This is a genomic window from Acidimicrobiales bacterium (assembly GCA_041394245.1).
Lineage (GTDB): Bacteria > Actinomycetota > Acidimicrobiia > Acidimicrobiales > Aldehydirespiratoraceae > JAJRXC01.
The window spans coordinates 680,001-701,280 of the sequence record JAWKIR010000003.1 but is presented as its reverse complement, the minus strand read 5'-3'; the positions used below and the strand labels follow the sequence as shown (position 1 = coordinate 701,280).

Annotated in this window: 21 protein-coding genes, 1 tRNA gene and 1 other RNA gene; 10 read left to right on the top strand and 13 right to left on the bottom strand. The window is 68.8% G+C overall.

Translation table 11 applies throughout. The annotated features are described in order from the left end of the window. Positions 1–72 precede the first annotated feature (72 nt). Positions 73–723, top strand: coding sequence for a pyridoxamine 5'-phosphate oxidase family protein (locus tag R2707_18055; protein ID MEZ5246999.1), 651 nt, complete (start codon positions 73–75; stop codon positions 721–723). Between the two features lie 31 nt (positions 724–754). Here the strand turns inward: R2707_18055 and R2707_18050 are convergent, their stop codons facing one another. Continuing rightward, positions 755–1,891 carry an alpha/beta fold hydrolase gene (locus R2707_18050; GenBank protein ID MEZ5246998.1) on the bottom strand — a complete coding sequence of 379 codons (1,137 nt, stop codon included), beginning with the start codon at positions 1,889–1,891 and terminating at the stop codon, positions 755–757. 60 nt (positions 1,892–1,951) lie between these two features. Here R2707_18050 and R2707_18045 point away from each other — a divergent pair, with 60 nt between their 5' ends. Next, positions 1,952–3,028, top strand: coding sequence for an ATP-dependent DNA ligase (locus R2707_18045; GenBank protein ID MEZ5246997.1), 1,077 nt, complete (start codon positions 1,952–1,954; stop codon positions 3,026–3,028). Positions 3,029–3,142: 114 nt separating this feature from the next. On the opposite strand, the gene R2707_18040 is transcribed toward R2707_18045, so the two are convergent. After that, entirely contained in the window at positions 3,143–4,840 is a 1,698-nt protein-coding gene (locus R2707_18040; protein MEZ5246996.1) for a hypothetical protein, read from the bottom strand. A 55-nt stretch (positions 4,841–4,895) separates the two neighbouring features. On the opposite strand from R2707_18040, the gene rraA reads away from it, so the two are divergent. Next, the gene (gene rraA, locus R2707_18035; protein ID MEZ5246995.1) at positions 4,896–5,384 is read left to right on the top strand and encodes a ribonuclease E activity regulator RraA; all 489 of its coding nucleotides are present in this window, start codon (positions 4,896–4,898) and stop codon (positions 5,382–5,384) included. 11 nt (positions 5,385–5,395) lie between these two features. Here the strand turns inward: rraA and R2707_18030 are convergent, their stop codons facing one another. Next, positions 5,396–6,019, bottom strand: a complete 624-nt coding sequence (locus tag R2707_18030) for an HD domain-containing protein (protein ID MEZ5246994.1) — start codon at positions 6,017–6,019, stop codon at positions 5,396–5,398. Position 6,020: 1 nt separating this feature from the next. Further along, the gene (locus R2707_18025; protein ID MEZ5246993.1) at positions 6,021–6,896 is read right to left on the bottom strand and encodes a 5'-3' exonuclease H3TH domain-containing protein; all 876 of its coding nucleotides are present in this window, start codon (positions 6,894–6,896) and stop codon (positions 6,021–6,023) included. A gap of 49 nt (positions 6,897–6,945) precedes the next feature. Between R2707_18025 and hrpB the strand changes: the two genes are divergently transcribed. Continuing rightward, positions 6,946–9,285, top strand: a complete 2,340-nt coding sequence (gene hrpB, locus R2707_18020; GenBank protein MEZ5246992.1) for an ATP-dependent helicase HrpB — start codon at positions 6,946–6,948, stop codon at positions 9,283–9,285. Positions 9,286–9,369: 84 nt separating this feature from the next. Here the strand turns inward: hrpB and mce are convergent, their stop codons facing one another. After that, positions 9,370–9,771: a methylmalonyl-CoA epimerase gene (mce, locus tag R2707_18015; protein MEZ5246991.1), complete on the bottom strand. Its 402-nt coding sequence runs from the start codon at positions 9,769–9,771 to the stop codon at positions 9,370–9,372. 67 nt (positions 9,772–9,838) lie between these two features. On the opposite strand from mce, the gene R2707_18010 reads away from it, so the two are divergent. Next, positions 9,839–10,468, top strand: coding sequence for a hypothetical protein (locus R2707_18010; protein MEZ5246990.1), 630 nt, complete (start codon positions 9,839–9,841; stop codon positions 10,466–10,468). Between the two features lie 266 nt (positions 10,469–10,734). Here the strand turns inward: R2707_18010 and recR are convergent, their stop codons facing one another. The 4 genes from recR to ffs form a co-directional block, all read right to left on the bottom strand. Next, positions 10,735–11,358, bottom strand: a complete 624-nt coding sequence (gene recR / locus R2707_18005; GenBank protein ID MEZ5246989.1) for a recombination mediator RecR — start codon at positions 11,356–11,358, stop codon at positions 10,735–10,737. Then, positions 11,355–11,720: a YbaB/EbfC family nucleoid-associated protein gene (locus R2707_18000; GenBank protein MEZ5246988.1), complete on the bottom strand. Its 366-nt coding sequence runs from the start codon at positions 11,718–11,720 to the stop codon at positions 11,355–11,357. The genes recR and R2707_18000 overlap by 4 nt, the downstream gene beginning before the upstream one ends. Beyond that, complete coding sequence (gene dnaX, locus R2707_17995; GenBank protein MEZ5246987.1) at positions 11,717–13,621, bottom strand: DNA polymerase III subunit gamma/tau; 1,905 nt, start codon at positions 13,619–13,621, stop codon at positions 11,717–11,719. The genes R2707_18000 and dnaX overlap by 4 nt, the downstream gene beginning before the upstream one ends. Positions 13,622–13,693: 72 nt before the next feature. Then, an RNA gene (ffs, locus tag R2707_17990) (signal recognition particle sRNA small type) lies at positions 13,694–13,792 on the bottom strand. Positions 13,793–13,867: 75 nt separating this feature from the next. Between ffs and R2707_17985 the strand changes: the two genes are divergently transcribed. Then, positions 13,868–13,955: transfer RNA gene (locus R2707_17985), tRNA-Ser, on the top strand. A 129-nt stretch (positions 13,956–14,084) separates the two neighbouring features. Beyond that, positions 14,085–16,436 (top strand): S-layer homology domain-containing protein, encoded by a 2,352-nt coding sequence (locus R2707_17980; GenBank protein MEZ5246986.1) that lies wholly within the window; start codon positions 14,085–14,087, stop codon positions 16,434–16,436. Positions 16,437–16,497: 61 nt separating this feature from the next. Here the strand turns inward: R2707_17980 and R2707_17975 are convergent, their stop codons facing one another. After that, complete coding sequence (locus R2707_17975) at positions 16,498–17,067, bottom strand: NADPH-dependent FMN reductase (GenBank protein MEZ5246985.1); 570 nt, start codon at positions 17,065–17,067, stop codon at positions 16,498–16,500. A 60-nt stretch (positions 17,068–17,127) separates the two neighbouring features. On the opposite strand from R2707_17975, the gene lspA reads away from it, so the two are divergent. Genes lspA through R2707_17960 form a run of 3 tightly spaced genes read left to right on the top strand, consistent with a single transcriptional unit; the run spans position 17,128 to position 19,111 of the window. Next, the gene (gene lspA, locus R2707_17970) at positions 17,128–17,643 is read left to right on the top strand and encodes a signal peptidase II (GenBank protein MEZ5246984.1); all 516 of its coding nucleotides are present in this window, start codon (positions 17,128–17,130) and stop codon (positions 17,641–17,643) included. 12 nt (positions 17,644–17,655) lie between these two features. After that, the gene (locus R2707_17965; GenBank protein MEZ5246983.1) at positions 17,656–18,369 is read left to right on the top strand and encodes a cytochrome b/b6 domain-containing protein; all 714 of its coding nucleotides are present in this window, start codon (positions 17,656–17,658) and stop codon (positions 18,367–18,369) included. Then, entirely contained in the window at positions 18,362–19,111 is a 750-nt protein-coding gene (locus R2707_17960; GenBank protein MEZ5246982.1) for a molybdopterin-dependent oxidoreductase, read from the top strand. The genes R2707_17965 and R2707_17960 overlap by 8 nt, the downstream gene beginning before the upstream one ends. Before the next feature lie 39 nt (positions 19,112–19,150). Here the strand turns inward: R2707_17960 and R2707_17955 are convergent, their stop codons facing one another. From R2707_17955 to R2707_17945, 3 genes are read right to left on the bottom strand one after another with little or no spacing between them, the layout of a single operon-like run. Next, positions 19,151–19,969, bottom strand: a complete 819-nt coding sequence (locus R2707_17955) for a peroxiredoxin family protein (GenBank protein ID MEZ5246981.1) — start codon at positions 19,967–19,969, stop codon at positions 19,151–19,153. Positions 19,970–19,988: 19 nt separating this feature from the next. Further along, complete coding sequence (locus R2707_17950) at positions 19,989–20,384, bottom strand: nuclear transport factor 2 family protein (GenBank protein MEZ5246980.1); 396 nt, start codon at positions 20,382–20,384, stop codon at positions 19,989–19,991. Then, a complete protein-coding gene (locus R2707_17945) occupies positions 20,381–21,211 on the bottom strand; it encodes a helix-turn-helix transcriptional regulator (protein ID MEZ5246979.1) in 831 nt (276 codons plus the stop codon). Before R2707_17945 ends, R2707_17950 begins: the two co-directional genes overlap by 4 nt. Positions 21,212–21,280: the final 69 nt, after the last annotated feature.

Sequence of the window (21,280 nt, the reverse complement as noted above, 5' to 3'; positions counted from 1 at the left end):
CCGCGGCTCGCTGGCGCCGGAGGTTGCAATAAGTCGGGCTGCCCCCGGACAGCACCGAAGTACTCTCCGGCGATGGCCGATCCTGCATCACCCCGAACGACCGTGCGCCGCGGCGCCAACCGCGCGGTCTACGAGGACGAACGGATCAGGGAGATCCTCGACGCCGGGCTGATCGCCCACGTGGGCGTGCAGACGCCCGACGGTCCCCTCGTGTTGCCGATGGCCTACGGCCGCGACGACACCACGCTCTACCTCCACGGCGCGGCGGCCAACCATCTGCTCGGCACGGGCGACGGCCACGAGATCTGCGCCACGGTGACCCAAGTCGACGGGCTCGTGATGGCCCGCACCCCGTTCCACAACTCGATGAACTACCGCTCGGTCGTGGTGCGGGGCCGGGCCACGAAGATCACCGACAAGGCGGCGAAGCTCCGGGCGCTGAAGATCATCACCGATCATGTCGTCGAGAACTGGGACCTCGGCCGCGACGTGAGCGACGTCGACGAACGCAAGACGCTCGTGCTCGAGATGCCGCTGGCCGAGGCGTCGGCCAAGGTGCGCGCCGGCGACCCGATCGACGAGCCCGACGACATGGCGGGTCCGTGGTGGGCCGGCGTGATCCCGGTCGAGACCCGTTTCGGCACCCCGTACCCGGCCGCCGACCTCACCGGCACCAACCCCGTCCCCGACGCCTACACCACCCTCCAATCCCGCGTTCTGTGAGCTTGAACGCCGCTCTGAGCGGCGTTCAAGCTCACAGAACGGAAAAGGCGGCGCGCATCTCGCCGACGAAGATGTCGGGCTGTTCCCAGGCGGCGAAGTGGCCGCCCTTGTCGAGCTCGTTCCAGTACTGGATGTTCGTGTAGCGCTGCTCGGCCCAGCGGCGCGAGCAGCGGATGATCTCCTTGGGGTAGATCGAGCACCCGGTCGGGATCTCCACCCCGCCGCTACCGAAGTCGGCGAAGCTCTCCCAGTAGAGGCGAGCCGACGACGCACCCGATGCGGTGAACCAGTAGATCGAGATGTTGTCGAGGATCTGGTCCTTCGACAGGGCCGACTCGGGGTGGCCGTCGTTGTCGGTCCACGCCCACATCTTCTCGGCGATCCAGGCGCACTGGCCGGTGGCCGAGTCGACGAGGCCGTAGCCGAGCGACTGCGGACGGGTCGACTGCTGCTTCGAGTAGCCCGAATCCCACCGGTCGTAGTGGCCGAGACCCTCGAGCGCCGAGGCCTCCTGCGGGGTCGGATCGGCGAGCGACTCGGGCGTCGGCCCGGCGACCGGCATGTTGGTGTGGATCGCCCGGGCGTTGCCCAGGTTCTGCATACCGATGTAGGTCGTGACGGCACCACCCCAGTCGCCGCCCTGGGCGACATAGGAGTCGTAGCCGAGCCGAACCATCAGGGTGTTCCATGCGGTCGCGATCCAGGCCACACCCTTGCCGGTCGACGTCGGCTTGCCGCTCCAGCCGTAGCCGGGCAGCGACGGGATCACGAGATGGAACGCATCGTCGGCGGTGCCACCATGCTCGGTCGGGTTCGTGAGCGGCTCGATGACCCCCATGAACTCGGCCACGGATCCGGGCCAGCCGTGCGTGAGGATCATGGGCGTCGCGTTCTCGTGGGGCGAGCGCACATGGATGAAGTGGATGTCGAGACCGTCGATCTCCGTGAGGAAGTTGTCGTAGGCGTTGAGCGACGACTCGAACCGGCGCCAGTCGTAGTCGGTCGCCCAGTAGTCGCAGAGCTCCTGCGTGTAGGCGAGGGGAATGCCCTGACTCCAGTCGTCGACCGGTTCCTTCTCGGGCCAGCGGGCGCGGGCCAGGCGATCACGCAGATCGTCGATCGCGGCGTCCGGGACGTCGATGGTGAAGGGGCGGATGTCGTCGCTCATCCCCGCAGCCTCGCCCGCGTCCGCTGCGGGAGCAAGCCCCGGGGCCCTAGTCTGGCCGGGATGGACCTCCCGGTGGCGCCGCCCGTGAAGCCGATGCTGGCCAAGGCGATCGACGGCATCCCCGAGATCGGCGACCTCGCCTTCGAGCCGAAGTGGGACGGGTTCCGCTGCATCGTCTTTCGCGACGGCGACGAGGTGTACCTCGGGTCACGCAACGAAAAGCCCCTCACCCGGTACTTCCCCGAGCTGATCGAGCCGCTCAAGGCCTGTCTTCCCGAGCGCTGTGTGGTCGACGGCGAGATCATCATCACCGTCGACGACCATCTCGGGTTCGACGCATTGCAGCAGCGCATCCACCCGGCCGAGTCGCGGGTCAATCGCCTCGCCGAGGAGACCCCGGCCGAGTTCGTCGCGTTCGACGTGCTCGCGGTCAACGACACCGACCTCACCGACGAACCGTTCCGCGACCGCCGCCGGATCCTCGAGGCGCTCGGCGCCGCGTTCGAAGCGCCGATCCATCTCGTCCCCTCGACCCTCGATCGCACGATCGCCCACGAGTGGTACGTCACCTTCGAGGGCGCCGGACTCGACGGCCTCATCGCCAAGCCCCGTGACGGCATCTACATGCCGAACAAGCGGACGCAGTTCAAGGTGAAGCACACGCGCACCGCCGATGTCGTCGTTGCGGGCTACCGCCTCCACAAGGACGGCGACGGTGTCGGGTCGATGTTGGTCGGCCTCCACGACGACGCCGGCCGCCTCCAGCACATGGGTGTCGCATCGAGCTTCACGGCGAACCTGCGGGCCGAGCTGGTGGAGACGCTGGCGCCCTACGTCCTCGACGATCCGAGCGAACACCCATGGTCGGAGTGGATGAACCCCGAGGCCCACGAGGACGGTCTCATGCCCGGCACACCGAATCGCTGGAGCCAGGGTCGCGACACCGCCGCGTGGGTACCGATGACCTGCGAACTCGTGGCCGAGGTGAAGTACGAGGCGGTGCTCAACGGCCGCTTCCGGGGCACGACCCGCTTCGTGCGCTGGCGGCCCGACCGCGACCCCGAGTCGTGCACCTACGACCAGCTCGAGACCGCGGCACCGATCGGCATCAGTGCGGTCCTCGCCGCCGAAGGGTGAGCGACCACTCGTCGACGGGTCGGCCCGCGCATCGGCCGCATCGAAACACAGCGGTCGGCGGCCGTCGCATGAAGCCATCGCATCCCTGTCCACCTGCGTCGTCCCATGGACGAGTCAACGGGCGACCAGCTCGAGGACCCGATAGGTGCCGTCGTCGTTGGCCATGAGCGCCCGGTTGCCGTTGATCGACGAGGCCAGCCAGGGCGTCGACGTGCCCTCCCGGTCGATGACCATCGACGACCACGCCACTCCGTCGAGGGAGTAGAGCAGATAGCTGTTGTCGAGGAAGGCCTGGTCGACGGGGTCGCCGGCCGCCGCTTCGGCGGCTTCCACTTCGGCCAACGCCGCCTGATAGGCCTCCTCGAAGGGCGGGAGCGGGATCGACACGACCACCGCGCCGTCGGCATCGAGCAGTTCGAGGTCGGTACCAGTGGTTCGGGCCCATGCCGGAAGCAGCCCGGCGATAGGACCGGACTCGTCGAACACCACTTCCCCGTCGGCCAGGTCGGTCACCGTCACCGTGAACGTGCGGTCCGTGGTCGCGCCGATCGTGGCGTCGAAACGGAATCCACCGTGGTCCACGGTGAAGGACGCAGCGGGTACGGGCGGCTGGTAACCCCGTTCACCCCAGCCGGGCACGGCCACGAACTGAGCAATCCCTTCGTGGTGCTGGTCGATCACCGACAGCTCCCATTCGATCTCCGCAGGGAGCTCCGTCGCGGTCCAGTCGCGCCCGTCCGGGGTCCCCCGCCACTGGGTGGTCGTCGCCGCATCGTCGTCGCGGACCGAGACCACCAAGCCGTCGACCACGGACGCGGCGCCGGTGATGCGCTGCCCGTTCGGCACGGTGCGGGGCTCCCAGTCGATGCCGTTCGCGGAGAACCACGCCGACGACGGCGTCCCGAAGTTCCCCTCGTGGGCGAACAGTCCGGCCGCCGTCGCCTCGAAGGAACAGCAGTCCACGTCGCCGGGGAGCACCGCGTCGATCACCTCGGCCCCGTCCGACACGACCCACGCCGTCGGCCGGGCAGGGGTCTCGTAGTCCTTGGCGATCACCAGCCACCCGCCGCCCGGGATCGCGACGACGTCGTAGTCGCCCTGGCCGGCCGCAAACGGGACGACCAGCGACGCGACCGACCAATGATCGAGATCGGGCGTGATCGCCAACCGGACCTCGTGGGTGTCGCCGCCTGCCAGCAGAAGGCCGATGCGGTCGCCGTCCGACGCCGACGCCACCCGCTGCCCGAGGGCAAGAACCGGGATCGAGCGGGTCGTCCATTCGCGCCCGTCGTCCGTCACGGAGGCGCTCATGGTGAGGGTGCCGGGGCCGAAGATCGCGTCCTCCGCCTCGGGGTGGGCGGCGAGCACGGCGAGCACCTCACCGGCGAGCCCCGCTGATGTGACCGCCGCGTAGGCCCCGACCATGTCGGTCGCCCCCGCGGCGTCGATGGCGTCGTGGACCTGGTCGGAGAAGAGCCGCCCGATGTCGGAATCGCGATCCGGCACCGGCGGACCGGTGGCGACCGCGGCGATCTCCACCCACCCGTCACGCCAGAGCTCCAGCGTCGACCACTGATAGCTCAGGAACTCCGCCACGGCGAGCGTACGATCGCCGCCCGGCTCGAAGGTCACCGCGTCGGGCAGGCTCGTCGGGACCGGGGGCGAGGTCGACTCCGGTGTCGTCGACACGGTCACCGTCGCGGTCGTGGGCGGTTCCTCGGCCACCCCATCGGTCGCCCCATCGGTGCCGCCGTCGCCGCAGGCGGAGGCGAGCACCGCCACCACCAGCAGACGCACGACGAAGACCCGCATGGGCCGAGTTTTCCACGGATCGATGGTCTCCGCAGCCGACTGCCAAGATGGAGCCATGGACGACCTGCCGGCAACCGCCGATCTCTGCGATGACCATGACGACGAACTGACAGTGCTCGACGACGTGTTCCGATCACTCGGCGGTCGTGACCGGATGGCCGGCACCGCAGTCACGCTCAAGATCTTCGAGGACAACTCCCTGGTCCGCGAGGCAGTGGCCGAGGATGGCACCGGAAAGGTTCTGGTCATCGACGCCGGCGGTTCACGCCGCCGCGCCGTGGTCGGCGACCAGCTGGCGGCAACGGCGAGCGCCAACGGATGGTCGGGCATCCTCGTCTACGGGGCCGTGCGCGACGCCGCGATCCTCGCCGAGACCGACCTCGCCGTCCACGCCCTCGGGACGAACCCCCGCAAGACCGAGAAGCGCGGCCTCGGCGACCGCGACGTCGTCGTGACCTTCTGCGGTGCGACGATCCGGCCGGGAGACTGGATCGTCGCCGACCTCGACGGCGTCCTCGTCGCCGAGCGCGACCTGAGCGTGTAGACGCCGAGCGCTCAGGGATCGAGCGAACCGTCGGCGACCGACTCGTCGATGAGTCGCTCCGCCACCGGCCACACGCCGGCGAGACCGTCGGCCAGCGCGCCGTTGATCGCCTTGACCTGCGACGAGGTCACCCCGCGGGCGTGCCAGGTCGCACCACCCGTGCCGAGGTTGAGCATCAGGGGCTGCAGCCGGTCGCAGGCGTAGGCGAAGCGAGCCTCCGGCGTCGCCCGCGCCTCGTACTCGTCCCACAGCGACCGCAACTCCGAAGCCTCCGGTTCGGGCAGCAGCCCGAAGATCCGGTCGGCCGCCTCGACCTCCTCGACCTCTTTGGCCTTGCGGGCCTCCACGTCGTAGATGTCGACGTCGCCGGCGTCGACCTCGACGATGTCGTGGACCAGGAGGATCCGGATCACCCGTTCGATGTCGACGGGCTCCGCAGCATGGGGCGCCATCGCCATCGCGACCATCGCGAGATGCCACGAGTGTTCTGCGCTGTTCTCGTTGCGGGACGCATCGGACAGCAGGTTGCGGCGAAGGACCGACTTCAGCCGGTCGATCTCGTAGATGAAGCGGAGCCGGGCGGCCAGGTCCGGGTCGACCTCGGCGGCCATTTTCACTGCCTTGTCGGGATCCATCTCAGCGCTCGTGGGTCCGGAAGAGTTCGTGGGCCCGCGCGGCGACCCGTTCGGCGCCGATCTCAGCACATCGCTCGTCGAATCCGGCAGTCGGACCCTTCCACAGCATGTCGTCGACCGACGCACTGACCGGCGCATCGAGGTCGACGGTCGCGATGCGCCGGAAGAGCAGGGCATCTTCGAAGTGGTCGCGCAGTGTCGCCGCCAACTTGGCCGCACCGCGGACGTCGACGCCATCCCATTCGGCGATGTCGAACGGGACCCGGTCGATGTGCCCGAAACGGGTCAGGATCTTGGCCGCCGACTTCGCTCCCCAGCCCGGCAACCCGGGAAAGCCGTCGGCCGTGTCGCCCACGACGCCCAGATAGTCGGGGATCGACTCGGGGGGCACGCCGTACTTCTCGATGACGCCGGCTCGGTCGTAGACCATCTCGCGGCGGCGATCGAGCTGCACCACCCGCCCGTCGGCGGTCACGCACTGCGCCAGGTCCTTGTCGGGGGTGCAGATGATCACCTGCTCGACCCGGGGGTCAGCGGCGGCCATCGCCGCACCCGCCGCCATGCCGTCGTCCGCTTCGTGGGTGACCTGCGGCCACACGGCGAAGCCGGCCAGCTCGAGCAGTTCCTCGACCTCGGGGAACTGGGCGAGCAGATCGGGCTCCACGCCGCTGCCGTCCTTGTAACCCTCGTAGAGATCGTTGCGGAACGACTCGATCACCTGGTCGGTCGCGATGCCGATGTGGGTGGCGCCTCCGGCCACGAGATCGAGCACGGTGTTGAGCACACCGCGCTGCGCGCCGAGACGTGGGTCCTTGTTCGACGGCGCGTAGTGGAACCGAAACAGCTCATAGGTGCCGTCGACGAGATGAACCTTCACGAGCCGCAGCCTCGCACAACCGCTCCGGCGACGCGCCATGATGCTGGCCATGTCCTTGCCACCCACCGACCTACCCGTGGAGGAGGTCGTCGACGAAGTCCGGGCCGCGCTCGCCGGAGCCGGCCACGCGGTGCTCCAGGCCGAACCGGGGGCGGGCAAGACCACGATCGTTCCGCTGCGGCTCCTCGACGAGCCCTGGTTGGGAAGCGGCAAGATCGTGCTGTTGGAACCGCGACGGGTCGCCGCCCGAGCGGCGGCGCGACGTATGGCGTCGCTCATCGGCGAGCAACCGGGCGAGACCGTCGGATGGGTGACCCGGGACGATCGCCGGATCGGTCCGTCGACCCGCATCGAGGTCGTGACCGAGGGCGTGCTGACCGCCCGGCTGGTCAACGACCCGGCCCTCGTCGGTACCGGACTGGTGATCTTCGACGAGTTCCACGAGCGCTCGTTGCCCGGCGACACGGGACTGGCTCTCGCCCTCCATTCGCGACGGCACCACGACCTGCGGGCCCGGCTGCTGGTCATGTCGGCGACGATCGACGGCGACGCTGTGGCCGCGCTGCTGGGAACCGGGGAGCCGGCGCCGGTGATCTCGTCGGCGGGCCGTACCCACCCGATCGAGATCAAGTGGCGGCCCCGGAAGCGGCGGGACCCGCTGGTGCCGGCGGTGGTCCGAGCGGTCGACGAGGCGCTGCGGGGCCACGACGACGTGCTCGTCTTCCTGCCCGGTGTCGGCGAGATCCGCGGCGCCGAACGCGAGCTCGTCGGCCGCCTGGGTCCCGACGGGCCGGCCGTGATGCCACTGCACGGTTCGCTCCCATCGGCCGAGCAGGACGCGGCGCTCGTTCCCCGAGCGATGCGTCGGATCGTGCTGGCGACCGACCTCGCCGAGACGAGCCTGACGGTCGAGGGCATCGGCTCGGTGGTCGACAGCGGCCTCGCCCGCGTGCCGCGCCACGATTCCCGCACCGGAATGACCGCGCTCCACACGGTCTCGACGTCGCGTGCATCGGCCGATCAGCGAGCCGGCCGTGCGGGACGGACTGGCCCGGGCGTGGCGATCCGACTGTGGTCGAAGCTCGAGCACGGCAGCCGCGCTCCCTTCCTTGCGCCGGCGATCACCGAGGTGGAGCTGTCGGACCTCGTGCTCGACCTGGCGCAACGAGGCATCACCGACCCGGCCGACGTGCCGTTCCTCGATCAGCCACCCGTGCAGAGCTGGGCCGACGGCGTCGCACTCCTTCGTCGGCTGGGCGCGCTCGACGCCGACGGACACCCCACCGAACGTGGCCTGTGGATGGCCCGCGTGCCGGCCCACCCACGACTGGCACGCATGGTGGTCGAGTCCCGCCATCCGTGGCTGTCGTGCGTCCTCGCGGCGCTGCTCGAGGACCGCGACGTACTGCGCGGTCGCCCCGCCGATCTGCCGGCCGATCTCGAGGAACGGCTCTTGCTCGTCCTCGATCGCGACCGCCACCATCCCGATGCCGACGGCCGCGCCATCCGCCAGGTGCGCGACCGGGCCCACGACCTGGCGCGACGACAGGGCATCGTCGAGACGCCGATCGACCTGGGCGACATGGGCGCGGTGCTGTCACTCGGATTCCCGGACAGGGTCGGCCGGGCCCGGAGCGGGTTGCGGGGACGGTTCCTGCTGGCCGACGGACGCCAGGCAAAGCTGTCTCGTCAGGACGCGCTGGCCGACGCCCGCGGGTTGGTGGCCGTGGATCTCGGCGGTCGACCCAAGGACCCCACGATCAATCGAGCCGCACGGCTCGAGGCGATCGTCGACCATCTCGTCTACGCAACCCCCGACCTCGACGCGACCGTTGAGCAGATCCGGGAAACGTGGGGAGTCGAGCCCACCGTCGGCGGGAGCCACGACGGCTTGGGTTCGCGCAACGTCCTGCTCGGCCTGGGTGGATCCGCCTATCTGGAGATCATCGGGCCGGACCCGAGCCAGCAAGACCCTCCCGGTCCGCGTCCGTTCGGCCTCGACGACATCCACGAACCGGCGCTCGTCGCCTGGGCGGCCGGTGTCCCCGACATCGATCTCTGGATCGACTGGGCCCGCAGCCGCGGCGTGGATCCGGGCGATGCGTTCTCGATGCAGCGCACCACACCCGACGGGCGAGTGCTGCGCTGGCGCCTGACCGCACCCCCGACCGAGGGCGATGGCGTGCTGCCGTTCCTCATCGAGTGGCCGGGCGACTCGCCCGCGACCGCCTCTGCAGTGGGATGCGAACTGATGGCACTCGACCTCGCCCATCCCGATCCGGCCATCGCGAGCCGGCTCACCGAGTACGCGGTGCCCGTCGACATCACCCGAGGCGCCCGGTCACTCACCGCCACGATCCTCACCCCCACCGGCATGATCACCCTCTGAGAAAGTATCTGGGGTCAGACACCCATACTTTCTCGAGAAGGTATGGGTGTCTGACCCCAGAAGGTATGCCCCAAGAAGGTAGGGCTACTCCTGGACGAGTTCGATGAGGGTGCCGAAGCTGCCCTTGGGGTGCACGAAGGCGACGGTGGTGCCCCGCGAGCCCGGGCGCGGGGCCTGGTCGATCGGTGTGGCGCCGGCCTCGACCATCTGTGCGAGGGCCGCGGCGCAGTCGTCGACCCGATAGCCGACGTGGTGCAGACCTTCGCCCCGCTTCTCGAGGAACTTGGCGATGGGCGAGTCGTCGTTGGTGGCGGCGGTGAGCTGGATGTAGCTGTCGGCCACCTTGATGAGCGCCTCCTCGACGCCGTCGGACTCCACGACTTCGCGGTGGTGCACCTCGGCACCGAAGGCCTCGCCGTAGTAGGCGATCGCGGCCTCGAGATCCTTGACGGCGATGGCGATGTGATCGATTTCGGTGAGCTGCATGGGCCGAATCGTAGGGCGCGTGGTCGTCTGCCACCACCGACGCGCTGCGTGGTGGAATACTCGCACTGTGGATGTGACGCCCGAGGACCTCGAACGCGCAGAGTTCGGCACGACCGACGCCGGTTTCGACCCCGACGCGGTCCGCGACCTCCTTCGCAGAGCCGCCGAACGGATGCGCGCCCTCGAGCGCGAGGGCGTGAAGAGCGTGTCGGAATCGGTCGGCGCGGTGCTCGAACAGGCGGTGAAGTCGGGCGAGGACCTCATCGCCTCGGCCACCAAGGACGCCGACGCCGTGCGCGCGGCCGCCGAGGGCGATGCCCAGCGGATCACCGGCGATGCCGCAGCAGTCGCCGCGAAGACGATCGCCGAGGGCGAGAAGGCCGCGGCCGAACGCCTCGAAGCGGCAAAGGAACAGGTCGAGGAGATCCTGGCGACGGCCGAGAAGAACGCCCGCGAGCGCTCGACCCAGGTGATCAACGAGGCGCAGCAGCGTCTCGACCGGCTGCTCGCCGCCGAGCGCGACGTCCACGATCGACTCAAGGCCGCGATGACCGACATCCAGGCGTCGGTCTCCCGGGTGGGCGTGAGCCAGAGCGCCGAGCTCGCCCTGACCGTCGAGGATCCCGACAGCGACGTGCACTGGGCCGACGACCGCGCGTCGGCCGACGGGGTCCCCGAACAGCGCCAGTCCGCCTGAAGCACGGCGCCATACCGCCTCGGATTGCCGCGCCCCGCCACATCTCGGACCCATGTCGTCGATGACGAAAAGAAATCTTCAGAAGTTGCTTGTCATCTCGATGTCAATATCGTAATGTAACCGCAACACGGAAACGGGATCGGATACCAACCCATCCTCCCCCCACCTTCGTGGAGTTCGAGGCGTCGTCTCGGATCTGCCGGTCTATCCATACCGCCCGCGCCCGGCAGGCACGAGACGGCGCCTCGATCCTTTTTCCGGAGACGTCAGACGTCGGCAGCGGTGCCGGCATCGAGGACCTGGCGGCCCTCGAGCGCACGCCCGAGCGTCAACTCATCGGCGTATTCGAGATCGCCGCCGACCGGGAGTCCACTGGCGATGCGAGTCACCCGCACCCCCATCGGCTTGAGGTACTTGACCAGCAGCGACGCGGTCGCCTCGCCCTCGAGGTTGGGATTGGTCGCGACGATGACCTCCTCGATGTCCTCCTGCCCGACCCGGGTCATCAGCTCCTTGACGCGGAGCTGCTCGACCCCGACACCGTCGATCGGGCTGAACGCGCCCTGGAGCACGTGATAGCGGCCCCGGAACTCCTGGGTCCGCTCGATGGCCACGATGTCCTGGCTGTCCTCGACCACGCACAGCATGCGCTCCTCCCGACGAGGGTCACGACAGATCGCACACTCGTCGCCGCCCTCGGAGAGGTTGAAGCAGCGCGCACAGAACGAGACGCGTTCCTTCGCGTCGACGATGGCCCTCGAGAGACGCAATGCCTCCTCGGGCGGCGCCTTCAACAGGTAGAAGGCGACGCGCTGCGCTGATTTCGGGCCGATCCCGGGAAGCCGACCCAGCTGGTCGATGAGCTCCTGGACCGTGGCCGAGTAGCTCACTGATCTCCGCCGCCGAGCAACCCGCCCAGCCCGCCGAGATCGAATCCACCCAGGTCCATGCCCCCGAGGGCTCCCTGCTGACCGGACTGCAGCTGGGCCGACGCATCTCTCAACGCAGCCAGCACGAGGTCCTCGAGGAGTGCGACATCGTCGGGGTCGACCGCAGACGGATCGATGGAGATGGAGTGGAAGTCGAAGTGGCCGTCGACCTCCACCTTCACGAGACCGCCGCCGGAGGCACCCTCGACGATTCGGGACGCCGCCGCCTGGGCGTTGGCCATCATCTGCTGCGCCGACTCGAGCAGGCCGCCGAGATCGGGCATGCCGCCGGCAAGCGGATTGTGGTCTGGGGTGTCGGTCATTCGACGTGCTCCTCGGGGATGTGGAGTTCGGCGCCCGGGAATGCCTCGGTCACCTTCTCGATGAACTGCTCGGTGTGGGCCGGCGCATCGACGAGGTCGTCGAGGTCGATCTCCTCGAGGCCGGGATCGGGATCGATCCCCGGGTCGGGCTCGGAGTCGGGCGGGCCGCTGTCGGCCACCCGCGGCCGGGGATCCGGGTCGGGCGGAAGGTCGGGTACGGCGGCGATCAGCGGCGCGGTCGCGCTCGTACCGAACTCCGCGACGAGCTCCTGCCAGAGATACGACAACTGCTCGACGGAGCGTGAACCGTCGGCCGGCCCGAGGAGTTCGTTGGCCCGAGCCACGACCACGTCCTTGTCGATGCCGAGGTGCTCCGCGGCGAGACCGACCACCTCGCGGGGCGACTCGGGACGAAGGGCGGCGAGTCCGGACCCCGACTCCGGCCCACCGTTGGCCGGCGCAGACTCCGAAGAGGCAGCCGGAGCGTCGGGCACCCCACCCACCGGAGGAGGCGGCGGCACCGGGTCCGGATCCAGGGTGACCGGCTCGATGGGGGGAGCGGGGCGGCCGAGTTTCTGCGCCAGAGCAGCCCGGGCCGCGGCGGCGGGCCCGTCGGGTCTCGACACGGCCGGCTCGGGCGCACCCGCCGAGGCGAGGCTGGGCGGAGGCGCCAACGCGGTCGAGGTGTCGACCGGAGGCGCTGCCCGCACCGGCTCGGCAGGCGCCGGCGGGGCGGCAGGCTCGGCCGGCACGACCGGCGGGCCCACCGACGCCACCGCCGTCGCGACTGCCCCACCGTTCAGACGGGCCTCGAGCTGATCGATCCGCTCGACCAGCGAGTCGACGGAGCGATCGGCGTCGGCACGGCACAACCGGACGAGGGCGACCTCGAGATCGACACGCGGGTCGGGTGCCTGGCGCATGTCGACGAGTGCGGTGCCCAACACCTCGAGCGAGCGGGTCATCGCGGCCGGCGTCATTCGCCCCGAGATCTCTTCGGCCCGCAGCGCTTCGGTGGGGGTGAGCCGCGGTGGCGGCGAACCCATCGCCGTGAGGAACGCGTCGCGCAGACCGGCGAGCACACCCTCGCCGATGGTGCGGGGATCCCTGCCGCGGCCCAACGCGTCGCCGACCGATGCGAGCGCGACCGTGGCGTCACGATCGGCCAGCGCGAACAAGAGGCGATCGGTCGACTGGTCGATCTCGACGACCCCGCCTGCCGCGACCACCCGATCCAGCGCGCTGAGCGTGTCTCGGGCCGAACCACCACCGACCGACACGACATGATCGACCGCGGCCTCGTCGACATCGAGCCCGGCATCGTCGATGATCCAGCGCACGTGGGCGGCCATCTCCTCGGCCCCCAGGAGTCCCAGCTCGAACACCTGGCAGCGGCTGCGGATCGTCTGCACCACCTTGTGCGGTTCAGTGGTCGCCAACACCCAGATGACGTGATCGGGCGGTTCCTCGAGGGTCTTCAGCAGCGCGTTCTCGGCGCCGCGCGTGAGCATGTGGACCTCGTCGAGGATGTAGACCTTGACGTTGCCCGGGGTGCCCAGGTTGACCTTGGCCAGGAGGTCACGCATGTCCTCGACGCCGTTGTTGGACGCAGCGTCGAGTTCGTGGAGATCGAACGAACGACCCTCCTCGATCGCCACACAACTCTCACACTCGCCGCACGGCTCGGAATCGTCGCCCAGATTGGTGCAGTTCAACGCCTTCGCGAGCACCCGGGCAGAGGTCGTCTTCCCCGTCCCCGCGGGCCGTGGAACAGGTAGGCGTGGCCCACCTCGCCCTTCGCCACCGCGTTCTTCAACGCCGTGACGATGTGCTGCTGACCGCGGATCTCTGAGAACTTCTGCGGGCGATATCGGCGGTAGAGCGACTGGTAAGCCATGCACACCCGACTCTAGGCGCGACGACGCCCGTTGCTTGCCGACGGCCGTCGCACGACGACGCCCGTTCCCGGGAGTGGCGGCCAGGCGATCTGCGGCACACAGGCAGCTCCGCTGAGAGCTGCTGCCTTCCGGCCCTGACTCGGTTCACGGGTGCCCGTTGCACAGGACCCGACCGCCACACCCCGAAACGGGCGTTGCAGGAATCACGCTACCCTTCTGGGCCGGAACCCACACCGCGGGGATCCACCAGGAGGGTTGCCAGAGCGGCCGAATGGGCACGCTTGGAAAGCGTGTGAGGTGCAAGCCTCCATGGGTTCAAATCCCATACCCTCCGCCAGCACACCACAGCGCCCCGGTCGCCCGATCGGGGCGCTGTTGCGTGGCAATCCCTTCAGCGAGGGACATCGCGGACCGATAGGTCTCCTGGCCAAGGCCGAACGGCCGCGCCACAGCAACAGGAGATTCCATGAGATTGACCCGAGCGAAGGCCGCAGCAGTCGTGCTGGCCATCAGCACGACGATGGTGTCGCCCGCAGCCGCGGCCGCACCGGCCAACGACGACTTCGACGACGCCACCACGATCCTCGAAGGGATCGAGCAACGCGCCGATCTCCGCGACGCCACCACCGAGGTCGGCGAGGACCTCTGTGACGACGGCCCGACCGCCTGGTGGGAATTCACCGCGCCGGCCGCCGGCGACTATCTGGTCTACGCGACCGGCTCGAACTTCGACACCGAGGTCGGCTACTCCGACGCCGTCGACAACTCCATCGGCGAGTGCAACGACGACGAGGACGGCAGCTACGACACGGTCGACGGCCCCGAGACCATGGCCAAGGACGACGTGATCCACGTCCAGCTCGGGCACAACAGCAGCAGCGATCGCGGCAGCGGCGGCGTGGGCGTGGTCCGCGCCTTCCCGGTGGCGGACGACTTCGCCGACCGCGACGCGGTCACCTTCCGAGCAGGGGCGCCGAGCGCCGTGCGCGGGTTCTCCTTCGACGGAAGTGAGGGAACCCAGGCCTCCGAGCCCGACGCGTGCGGCGTCGCCACGACGACCGACACCGGCTGGCTCTCGTTCACACCCACCACCACGGGGCCATGGATGCTCGAGCTCAAGTCGAGCGAGGAGTTCAGCTTCACCGTCTTCACCGGGAGCAGCCTCGGAAGCCTCACGCCCCTCACCTGCTCGGTCGACGGCCATCGCGCCCTCGCGCTCGAACTGACCGCCGGCACCCAGTACCAGATCCAGATCCAGGCCGACGACGACACCGGTGACGGCGTCTTCCGGGCCGAAACCGCCAACAAGATCCGCGGCATGGCCCAGGTCATCGACGCGACCGGCGACGGCAACGCCACCCAGTCGGGCGACGCCTCGGCCGCCGCACTGCTCGACGACGGACGCCCCGTCGTCGCGCATGTCCTGCACAACGACGACAACGGCGACGGATCGGCGGTCGTGTCCGAACGGGCCGCCGACGGCACGTGGGACCGCACCGTCATCGACAGCTGGACGAGCGGCGACTACGGGAACGCGATCGACATCGTCGTCATGCCTGACGGCGAACCGGCCATCGCCTACCGCGACCCGGCGGCTCAGACGCTCGAGTTCTCGCAGCGCAGCGGCAACACCTGGACCACGGTCACGGTCGACGCCAGCGGCACCGTCGGCGACGCGCTCTCGCTGATCGTCCTCGCGAACGGCAACCCCGCGATCGCCTACCAGAACGGCGACACCGTCCGCTTCGCACAACGCGCCGGCGGAACGTGGAGTGATGCGCTGGTCGACAGCGACGGCGACGGTACCAGCACCGACGTCGGCGATGAGATCGACGCGATCCTGTTCGAAGGACAGCCCGCGATCGCCTACGCCGACAGCGGCAATGACGAGCAGCGCCTCGCCCGCCGCAGCGGCGGCACCTGGACCGACTCCTTGGTTCTCGGCACGCGTTCGCTCTCCGATGCGGAGACCTACACGGGGGCAGACGGCCGACCCGGCCTCAACATCGACCCCGACGGCGATCTCGTGATCGTCATCCAGGACGACGACAACGGCCACACCTCCTACGGCGTGTTCGACGGTTCGAGCTGGGACTTCGAGGAGATCCTGACCGATCGACTGATCGCCGAACTCGGCTGGTCCGAAACCGCACGTGTCCTCTTCGACCGGGCCGGCATGCCGGTCATCATCTGGCAGGACGGCAACTACGCCGGTCACGTGGGCGCCTCGGCCTGGAACGGCACGACGTGGGTCGAGCAGATCTCCGTCGCCCAGCTGTCGAACCCCCTCGCCGCCACGACGACCGACGGCGCCGAGAGCTTCGCCGACCACATCGACGCGATCCTCATGGCCGACGGTCGTCTGGCGTGGACCACGCCCGACAACGAGACCGGCGACCTCTACTGGGTCGAGGATCAGTACCGGGTGTGCCCGAGCGACTCGACGCCGTTCACCGACGTCAGCGCCACCTCGTTCGCCAAGGACGACGTCCCGTGCATCTACGGCCTCGGCATCACCACCGGCACCTCGGCGACCCAGTACTCGCCCGCCGATTCCGTGACCCGCGAGCAGATGGCGTCCTTCATGGCCCGCCTCTACCGCGAGCTCACCGGTGACGAGTGCTCCGGTGGCACGACCCCGTTCACCGATGTCAGCGCCACCTCGTTCGCCAAGAACGACATCCCGTGCATCTACGGCCTCGGCATCACCACCGGCACCACCGGCACCACCTATGCGCCGAGTGACTTCGTCACCCGCGAGCAGATGGCCGCCTTCATCGGCCGGCTCTGGCGCACCAAGGCCGCCTTCCCCAGCTGATCGGGGAACGACCACGCGACATGCGGGCCCGCAGCGCTTCGGCGCTGCGGGCCCGTTCGCGTCAGGCCGACCGCCGACCCCGCGCGGCCGCCACGAACCCGCGCAACCACTCGCCGACCGCGGCGAGCACCGCGTCGTCGGTGAGCACACCATCGGACAGCGCTCGCGAGATCGAGGCGATCCCGAGCGTCGGATCGTGCACCACGCCTCCCGCGCCGGTCACCGCAACCGTGAGCTGGCTCCTGGATCCGGGCGCGTCGCCGCGACCGGGGCTGGCTGCGACGATCCCGACCAGCTTCCCCGCGATCGCCGCATCGTCGCTGGGACGCGACAGCCAGTCGACGACGTTCTTCGTGACGCCCGGCATCGAGCGGTTGAACTCGGGGGTGAAGATGATCAGGGCCTCGGCCGCGGCAACGGCCTTCCTGAGCGAGACGACCGCGTCGGGCTCGCCGTCGCCCTCCAGGTCCTGATTGAACAGCGCAACATCGACGATCGGTGCCTCGACGAGCGACACGCCCGCGGGCGCGAGGTCGACCGCGGCGTCGAACACGGCGCGGTTGAACGAGGCGGAACGAAGGCTGCCGATCACGGCGGCGATCGACAACGGTGGAGGGTGGGCAGTGCTCATGAGTCGTCCCAACGTCGGTCGCGGGCCGAAGATTCCGCGGCGGCCGGTACGTTGACGGCCATGTCTCACGGGCGCCGGCTGGCCTCTGCCGCACTCATCGTCGTCGGCTGCATCGCACTCGACCAGATCACCAAGGAGTGGGCGCTCAACCGCCTGTCCGACGGCAGCCGGATCGAGATCGTGCCGACCCTCGAGTTCGACCTGGCGTTCAACAGCGGGTTCTCGTTCAGCACCGGCAGCGGGAGCGGCAACCTCGTCGGCCTGTTGGTGATCGCCCTGTCGATCTTCATCGCGGTGCAGATCTGGCGCGAGGCGCGGCCGATCCGGACCTGGCTCTACGCCGCGATCCTCGGCGGCGCGCTCGGCAACCTGCTCGATCGCGTGTTCCGCGCCGACGAGGGGTTCCTGTCCGGCAAGGTCGTCGACTTCATCGACGTCACCTGGTACGCCGTGTTCAACGTGGCCGACATGTTCGTCGTCTGCGGGTGCATCGTGTTCGTCATCGACGAACTGGTACACAGCCGACGGGCCACGAAGACCGAGGACGAACCTCGGGAACCAATGACCGCGCCCTGACGTTCAGTCACCGTGACAAACGTTCAGCGAACGACCGCCCCCGAGCGGGTCGCGGTGCTCAAGCACCGCCGCGGCAACCGTTGGATGCACTGGATCAACTTCCCACTGATCGTGATCATGATCTACAGCGGCCTGCGCATCTACAAGGCCGAGGACGTCTATGCATTCGGCATCTTCGGCTGGGAGTGGTTCGGGTTCTTCCCCGACTCCTTCTACGACACGCTCGATCTCAATCGCCGACTCGCCCGTGGTCTGGCGTTCCACTTCAACTTCGCCTGGCTCTTCACCCTCAACGGGCTTGCCTATGCCGTCTACATCTGGCGGACGGGTGAATGGCGGGAGATCTTCCCGACCCGTCAACACGTCAGAGCCGTGGCTCGAGACGTGACCCACACGGTGCTGCACGATCTCCATCTCCGCAAGGAGCCACCGGCCGTGCGCGGCCGCTACAACGAGGCCCAGCGCTTCGTCTACTCCCTGGTGCTGCTCCTGGGGGCCCTGGCGATCCTCTCCGGCTTCGCGATCTTCAAACCGACACAGCTCTCGTTCCTCACGTGGATCCTCGGCGGTTACACATCGGCCCGGGTCATCCACTTCAGCGTGACGATTGCATTCGTCCTCTTCTTCGTCGTCCACATCCTCCAGGTCGTCCGTGCCGGCCGGCGGAACTTCATGAGCATGGTCACCGGCTACGAGGTCGAGGAGCGCGAGACCACCGATGCCTGAGAAGCCCGAACTCACCGAGGAGGAGTACCGGCGCCGGTCACGGCGGTCGTTGCTCGTCGGCGGAGCGGCCAGCTTCGCCGGCTACCGCGGATGGCGGTGGATCCAGGACCAGCCGGAGGTCGACAACATCCCCCAGGTGCTGCGCAACGGCCACGAGTTGAACGAGTCGATCTGGTCGTCGCTGTTTCGCGACGACCACCTGGCCCGTACCTTCTCGCGCGACTCGGCATCGGTCCTTCGGGTCAACGGCACCATCGGCCTGCGCGACGAGATCGACCTCGAGACATGGCGCCTCGAGGTCTTCGGCCCCGACGGCGCGCCGCTGGGCACCCACACACTCGACGACATCAAAGCCCTGCCGCAGCACGAGATGACGATCGAACACAAGTGCATCGAGGGCTGGGCCCAGATCACCAACTGGGGTGGACCCCGGTTCGCCGACTTCATGGCCCGCTACGACGACCAGCTCCCCGACGAGATCACCGACGTCTACCTCGAGACACCCGACCGCGGGTACTACGTCAGCGTCGACATCGAGACCATGCGCCACGACCAGACGCTGCTCGCCCACGAGAACCTTGGTGTCCCGATCAGCCTGCGCAACGGGGCGCCGCTCCGACTCGCCACGCCACTGAAGTACGGCATCAAACAGATCAAGCGCATCGGCCGGATCCACTTCCGCACCGCACAGGCGGCCGACTACTGGGGCGAGCGCGGCTACGACTGGTACGCCGGCCTGTAGCGGGTGTCAGACCCCCGCCACACCGGTGTCAGACACCCGCTACAGCGCACGAAGGGCGTCGAGGAAGAGTGCCGGATCGGGACGGAATCGATAGTTGTCGGTCTCGTGGGAGAAGCGGACCACCCCTTCCGCATCGAGCACGATCGCGGTGGGGAGCACGGACTCGCCCTCGCCGACGACACCCAGCGGGGCGCCGCCGGGATGTTGGATACCGAGCAGACGAGCCGCGGTATTGTCGACGTCGACGAGGAAGCTCATCGGCGCATCGAAACGGGCCGCGAGTTTCGCTGACTCCTCAGCCGGCTGCGGGCTGACCAGGACGACGCGGGCACCGAGCGCCTCGATGTCTCGATACCCCTCGGCCAACTCCTTCACCTGCACGTTGCAGAGCGGACACCAGTTGCCGCGATAGAAGAGCAACACGGTCGCGCGACCGGCCCACGACATCGAGCTCACCGACGCACCGGCCAGATCGGTGAATTGCAGCTCGGGGAACGGCGAGCCGATCGCGAGCGCGGCGCTGGGCGTGCGACCGTTCCGCGAGTACCAGAAGACGTAGACGAGGAGCAGGGCGAAACACGCCAGCGCCAGCACGACCGCGCCGACACCTTGCGTCAGCGCGATCACGACGCCCACCGCACCGACGACGATGGCGGGGGCTGCATTGACGTTTCGCCATCGCTTCAGACCGACGAGACCGAAGAGCAGGAACTGGCCGGCCGCGGTGACAGCCACGCCCCACCACCCGGTCACGAGGCCGGCGACGACCACGGCGATGTTGCCGACCAGGAGTGGGACGATGAACACCCGCTTGACCTTCGCCTGCCAGTCGTTCTCGAGACCTGTCATACGTGCCATGTCGTCTCGCTCGCCCCGGTCAGCTTCCTGGACCGGAACGGTCCAACGCACCGAAGAACCCGTCGACCCGGTTGATCAGCCCCGAGTCGTCGTCGACGGTCACCACATCGAGCCCGCGGATCAACAGCTCGCCGGGTGACGACGTGATGTACCACTCGTAGCGGTGGCGCCCGTTGTGACTGTCGACATTGCTGCCCAGCCCGAGGTCGGCATCGGGGTACGTGGCTCTGAACTCGCGGACGTTCGCCTCCAGCCCATCGCGTCCGGTGTGTTGGTGCACCGGGTCGACCCACCAGCAGTCGTCGCCGACACAGCGGTCGAGGTGGGCCCGGATCTCGGCCGGATCACGCTCGTTCCACATGCGCAGATAGTGCCGCAGCACCTCGGGCACGTCGGGCGGTGGTTCAGGGTTCATTCGGAAACCTCGGGGTTGGACGGAAGCGCCGCTCGCAACACCGACTCGGTGAAACGGTCGGCCGGGAGCAGTGATTCGATGCGCAGCTCCTCGAGCGTGATGTCGAACGGTGCGCCGATCGTCGCGATCATCGAGATCAGGCGCAGCGTTCCCGCCGGCGTCTCGAGCTGCGTGGGCAGCATCAGGTCGTTGCCGGTCGGCAACGGAGGACGCCCCGGCAGGTCGGCGACACCGGGGTACGTGCGGGCTTCGGCGAGCAGATCGGTGAGGCGACTGTCGAAGGGTCGGTCGATGATCTCGCGTTCGAGGCGGTGCAGCAGCACCGTGGCGAACCGCTCCCACTCGTGGACCTTCGAACGGATGCCGTCAGGATGGAAGCAGGTGCGCATCACGTTGCGCGACACCTCGATCGGCGGATCGACCTCCGCGAGCGCGGCCAGCCCCAGCGACGCCGGATTGGCCATCACCAGGTCCCAACCACGATCGACGACATACACGGGGATGTGGCCGTGTGCCGCCAGTACCGCGTCGAGCGTGTGCCGGACCTCGTCGAGGTCGGGGTCGTCGAGCCCGCGCTCGACATACTCGGGAGCGAACCCGGCCGACGCGAGCAGCGCGTTCTGGTCGCGTAGCGAGAGGTCGAGCGAACGGCCGAGATGCAGCACCATCTCGCGGCTGGGCTTGGACTTCCCGGTTTCCAGGAAGCTGAGGTGACGCTGCGACACGTCGGCCGCGGCCGAGAGCGCCAGCTGGCTGTGGCGCCGAGCCTCCCGCCATCGACGGAGTTCGTCTCCGAACGTGATCACGGGCACAGCACTGCGCGGCATGGCGTCATCGTAGGGATGCTCAGGTCACCGGGACGATTACCTGTTGCGTCATCGCCATCATCCCCGAGG

Coding starts and splice junctions, on each gene's coding strand:
- R2707_18055 (MEZ5246999.1), top strand. CDS start 73: ATGGCCGATCCTGCATCACCCCGAACGACCGTGCGCCGCGGCGCCAAC.
- R2707_18050 (MEZ5246998.1), bottom strand. CDS start 1,891: ATGAGCGACGACATCCGCCCCTTCACCATCGACGTCCCGGACGCCGCG.
- R2707_18045 (MEZ5246997.1), top strand. CDS start 1,952: ATGGACCTCCCGGTGGCGCCGCCCGTGAAGCCGATGCTGGCCAAGGCG.
- R2707_18040 (MEZ5246996.1), bottom strand. CDS start 4,840: ATGCGGGTCTTCGTCGTGCGTCTGCTGGTGGTGGCGGTGCTCGCCTCC.
- rraA (MEZ5246995.1), top strand. CDS start 4,896: ATGGACGACCTGCCGGCAACCGCCGATCTCTGCGATGACCATGACGAC.
- R2707_18030 (MEZ5246994.1), bottom strand. CDS start 6,019: ATGGATCCCGACAAGGCAGTGAAAATGGCCGCCGAGGTCGACCCGGAC.
- hrpB (MEZ5246992.1), top strand. CDS start 6,946: ATGTCCTTGCCACCCACCGACCTACCCGTGGAGGAGGTCGTCGACGAA.
- mce (MEZ5246991.1), bottom strand. CDS start 9,771: ATGCAGCTCACCGAAATCGATCACATCGCCATCGCCGTCAAGGATCTC.
- R2707_18000 (MEZ5246988.1), bottom strand. CDS start 11,720: ATGACCGACACCCCAGACCACAATCCGCTTGCCGGCGGCATGCCCGAT.
- R2707_17980 (MEZ5246986.1), top strand. CDS start 14,085: ATGAGATTGACCCGAGCGAAGGCCGCAGCAGTCGTGCTGGCCATCAGC.
- R2707_17975 (MEZ5246985.1), bottom strand. CDS start 17,067: ATGAGCACTGCCCACCCTCCACCGTTGTCGATCGCCGCCGTGATCGGC.
- lspA (MEZ5246984.1), top strand. CDS start 17,128: ATGTCTCACGGGCGCCGGCTGGCCTCTGCCGCACTCATCGTCGTCGGC.
- R2707_17960 (MEZ5246982.1), top strand. CDS start 18,362: ATGCCTGAGAAGCCCGAACTCACCGAGGAGGAGTACCGGCGCCGGTCA.
- R2707_17955 (MEZ5246981.1), bottom strand. CDS start 19,969: ATGGCACGTATGACAGGTCTCGAGAACGACTGGCAGGCGAAGGTCAAG.
- R2707_17950 (MEZ5246980.1), bottom strand. CDS start 20,384: ATGAACCCTGAACCACCGCCCGACGTGCCCGAGGTGCTGCGGCACTAT.
- R2707_17945 (MEZ5246979.1), bottom strand. CDS start 21,211: ATGCCGCGCAGTGCTGTGCCCGTGATCACGTTCGGAGACGAACTCCGT.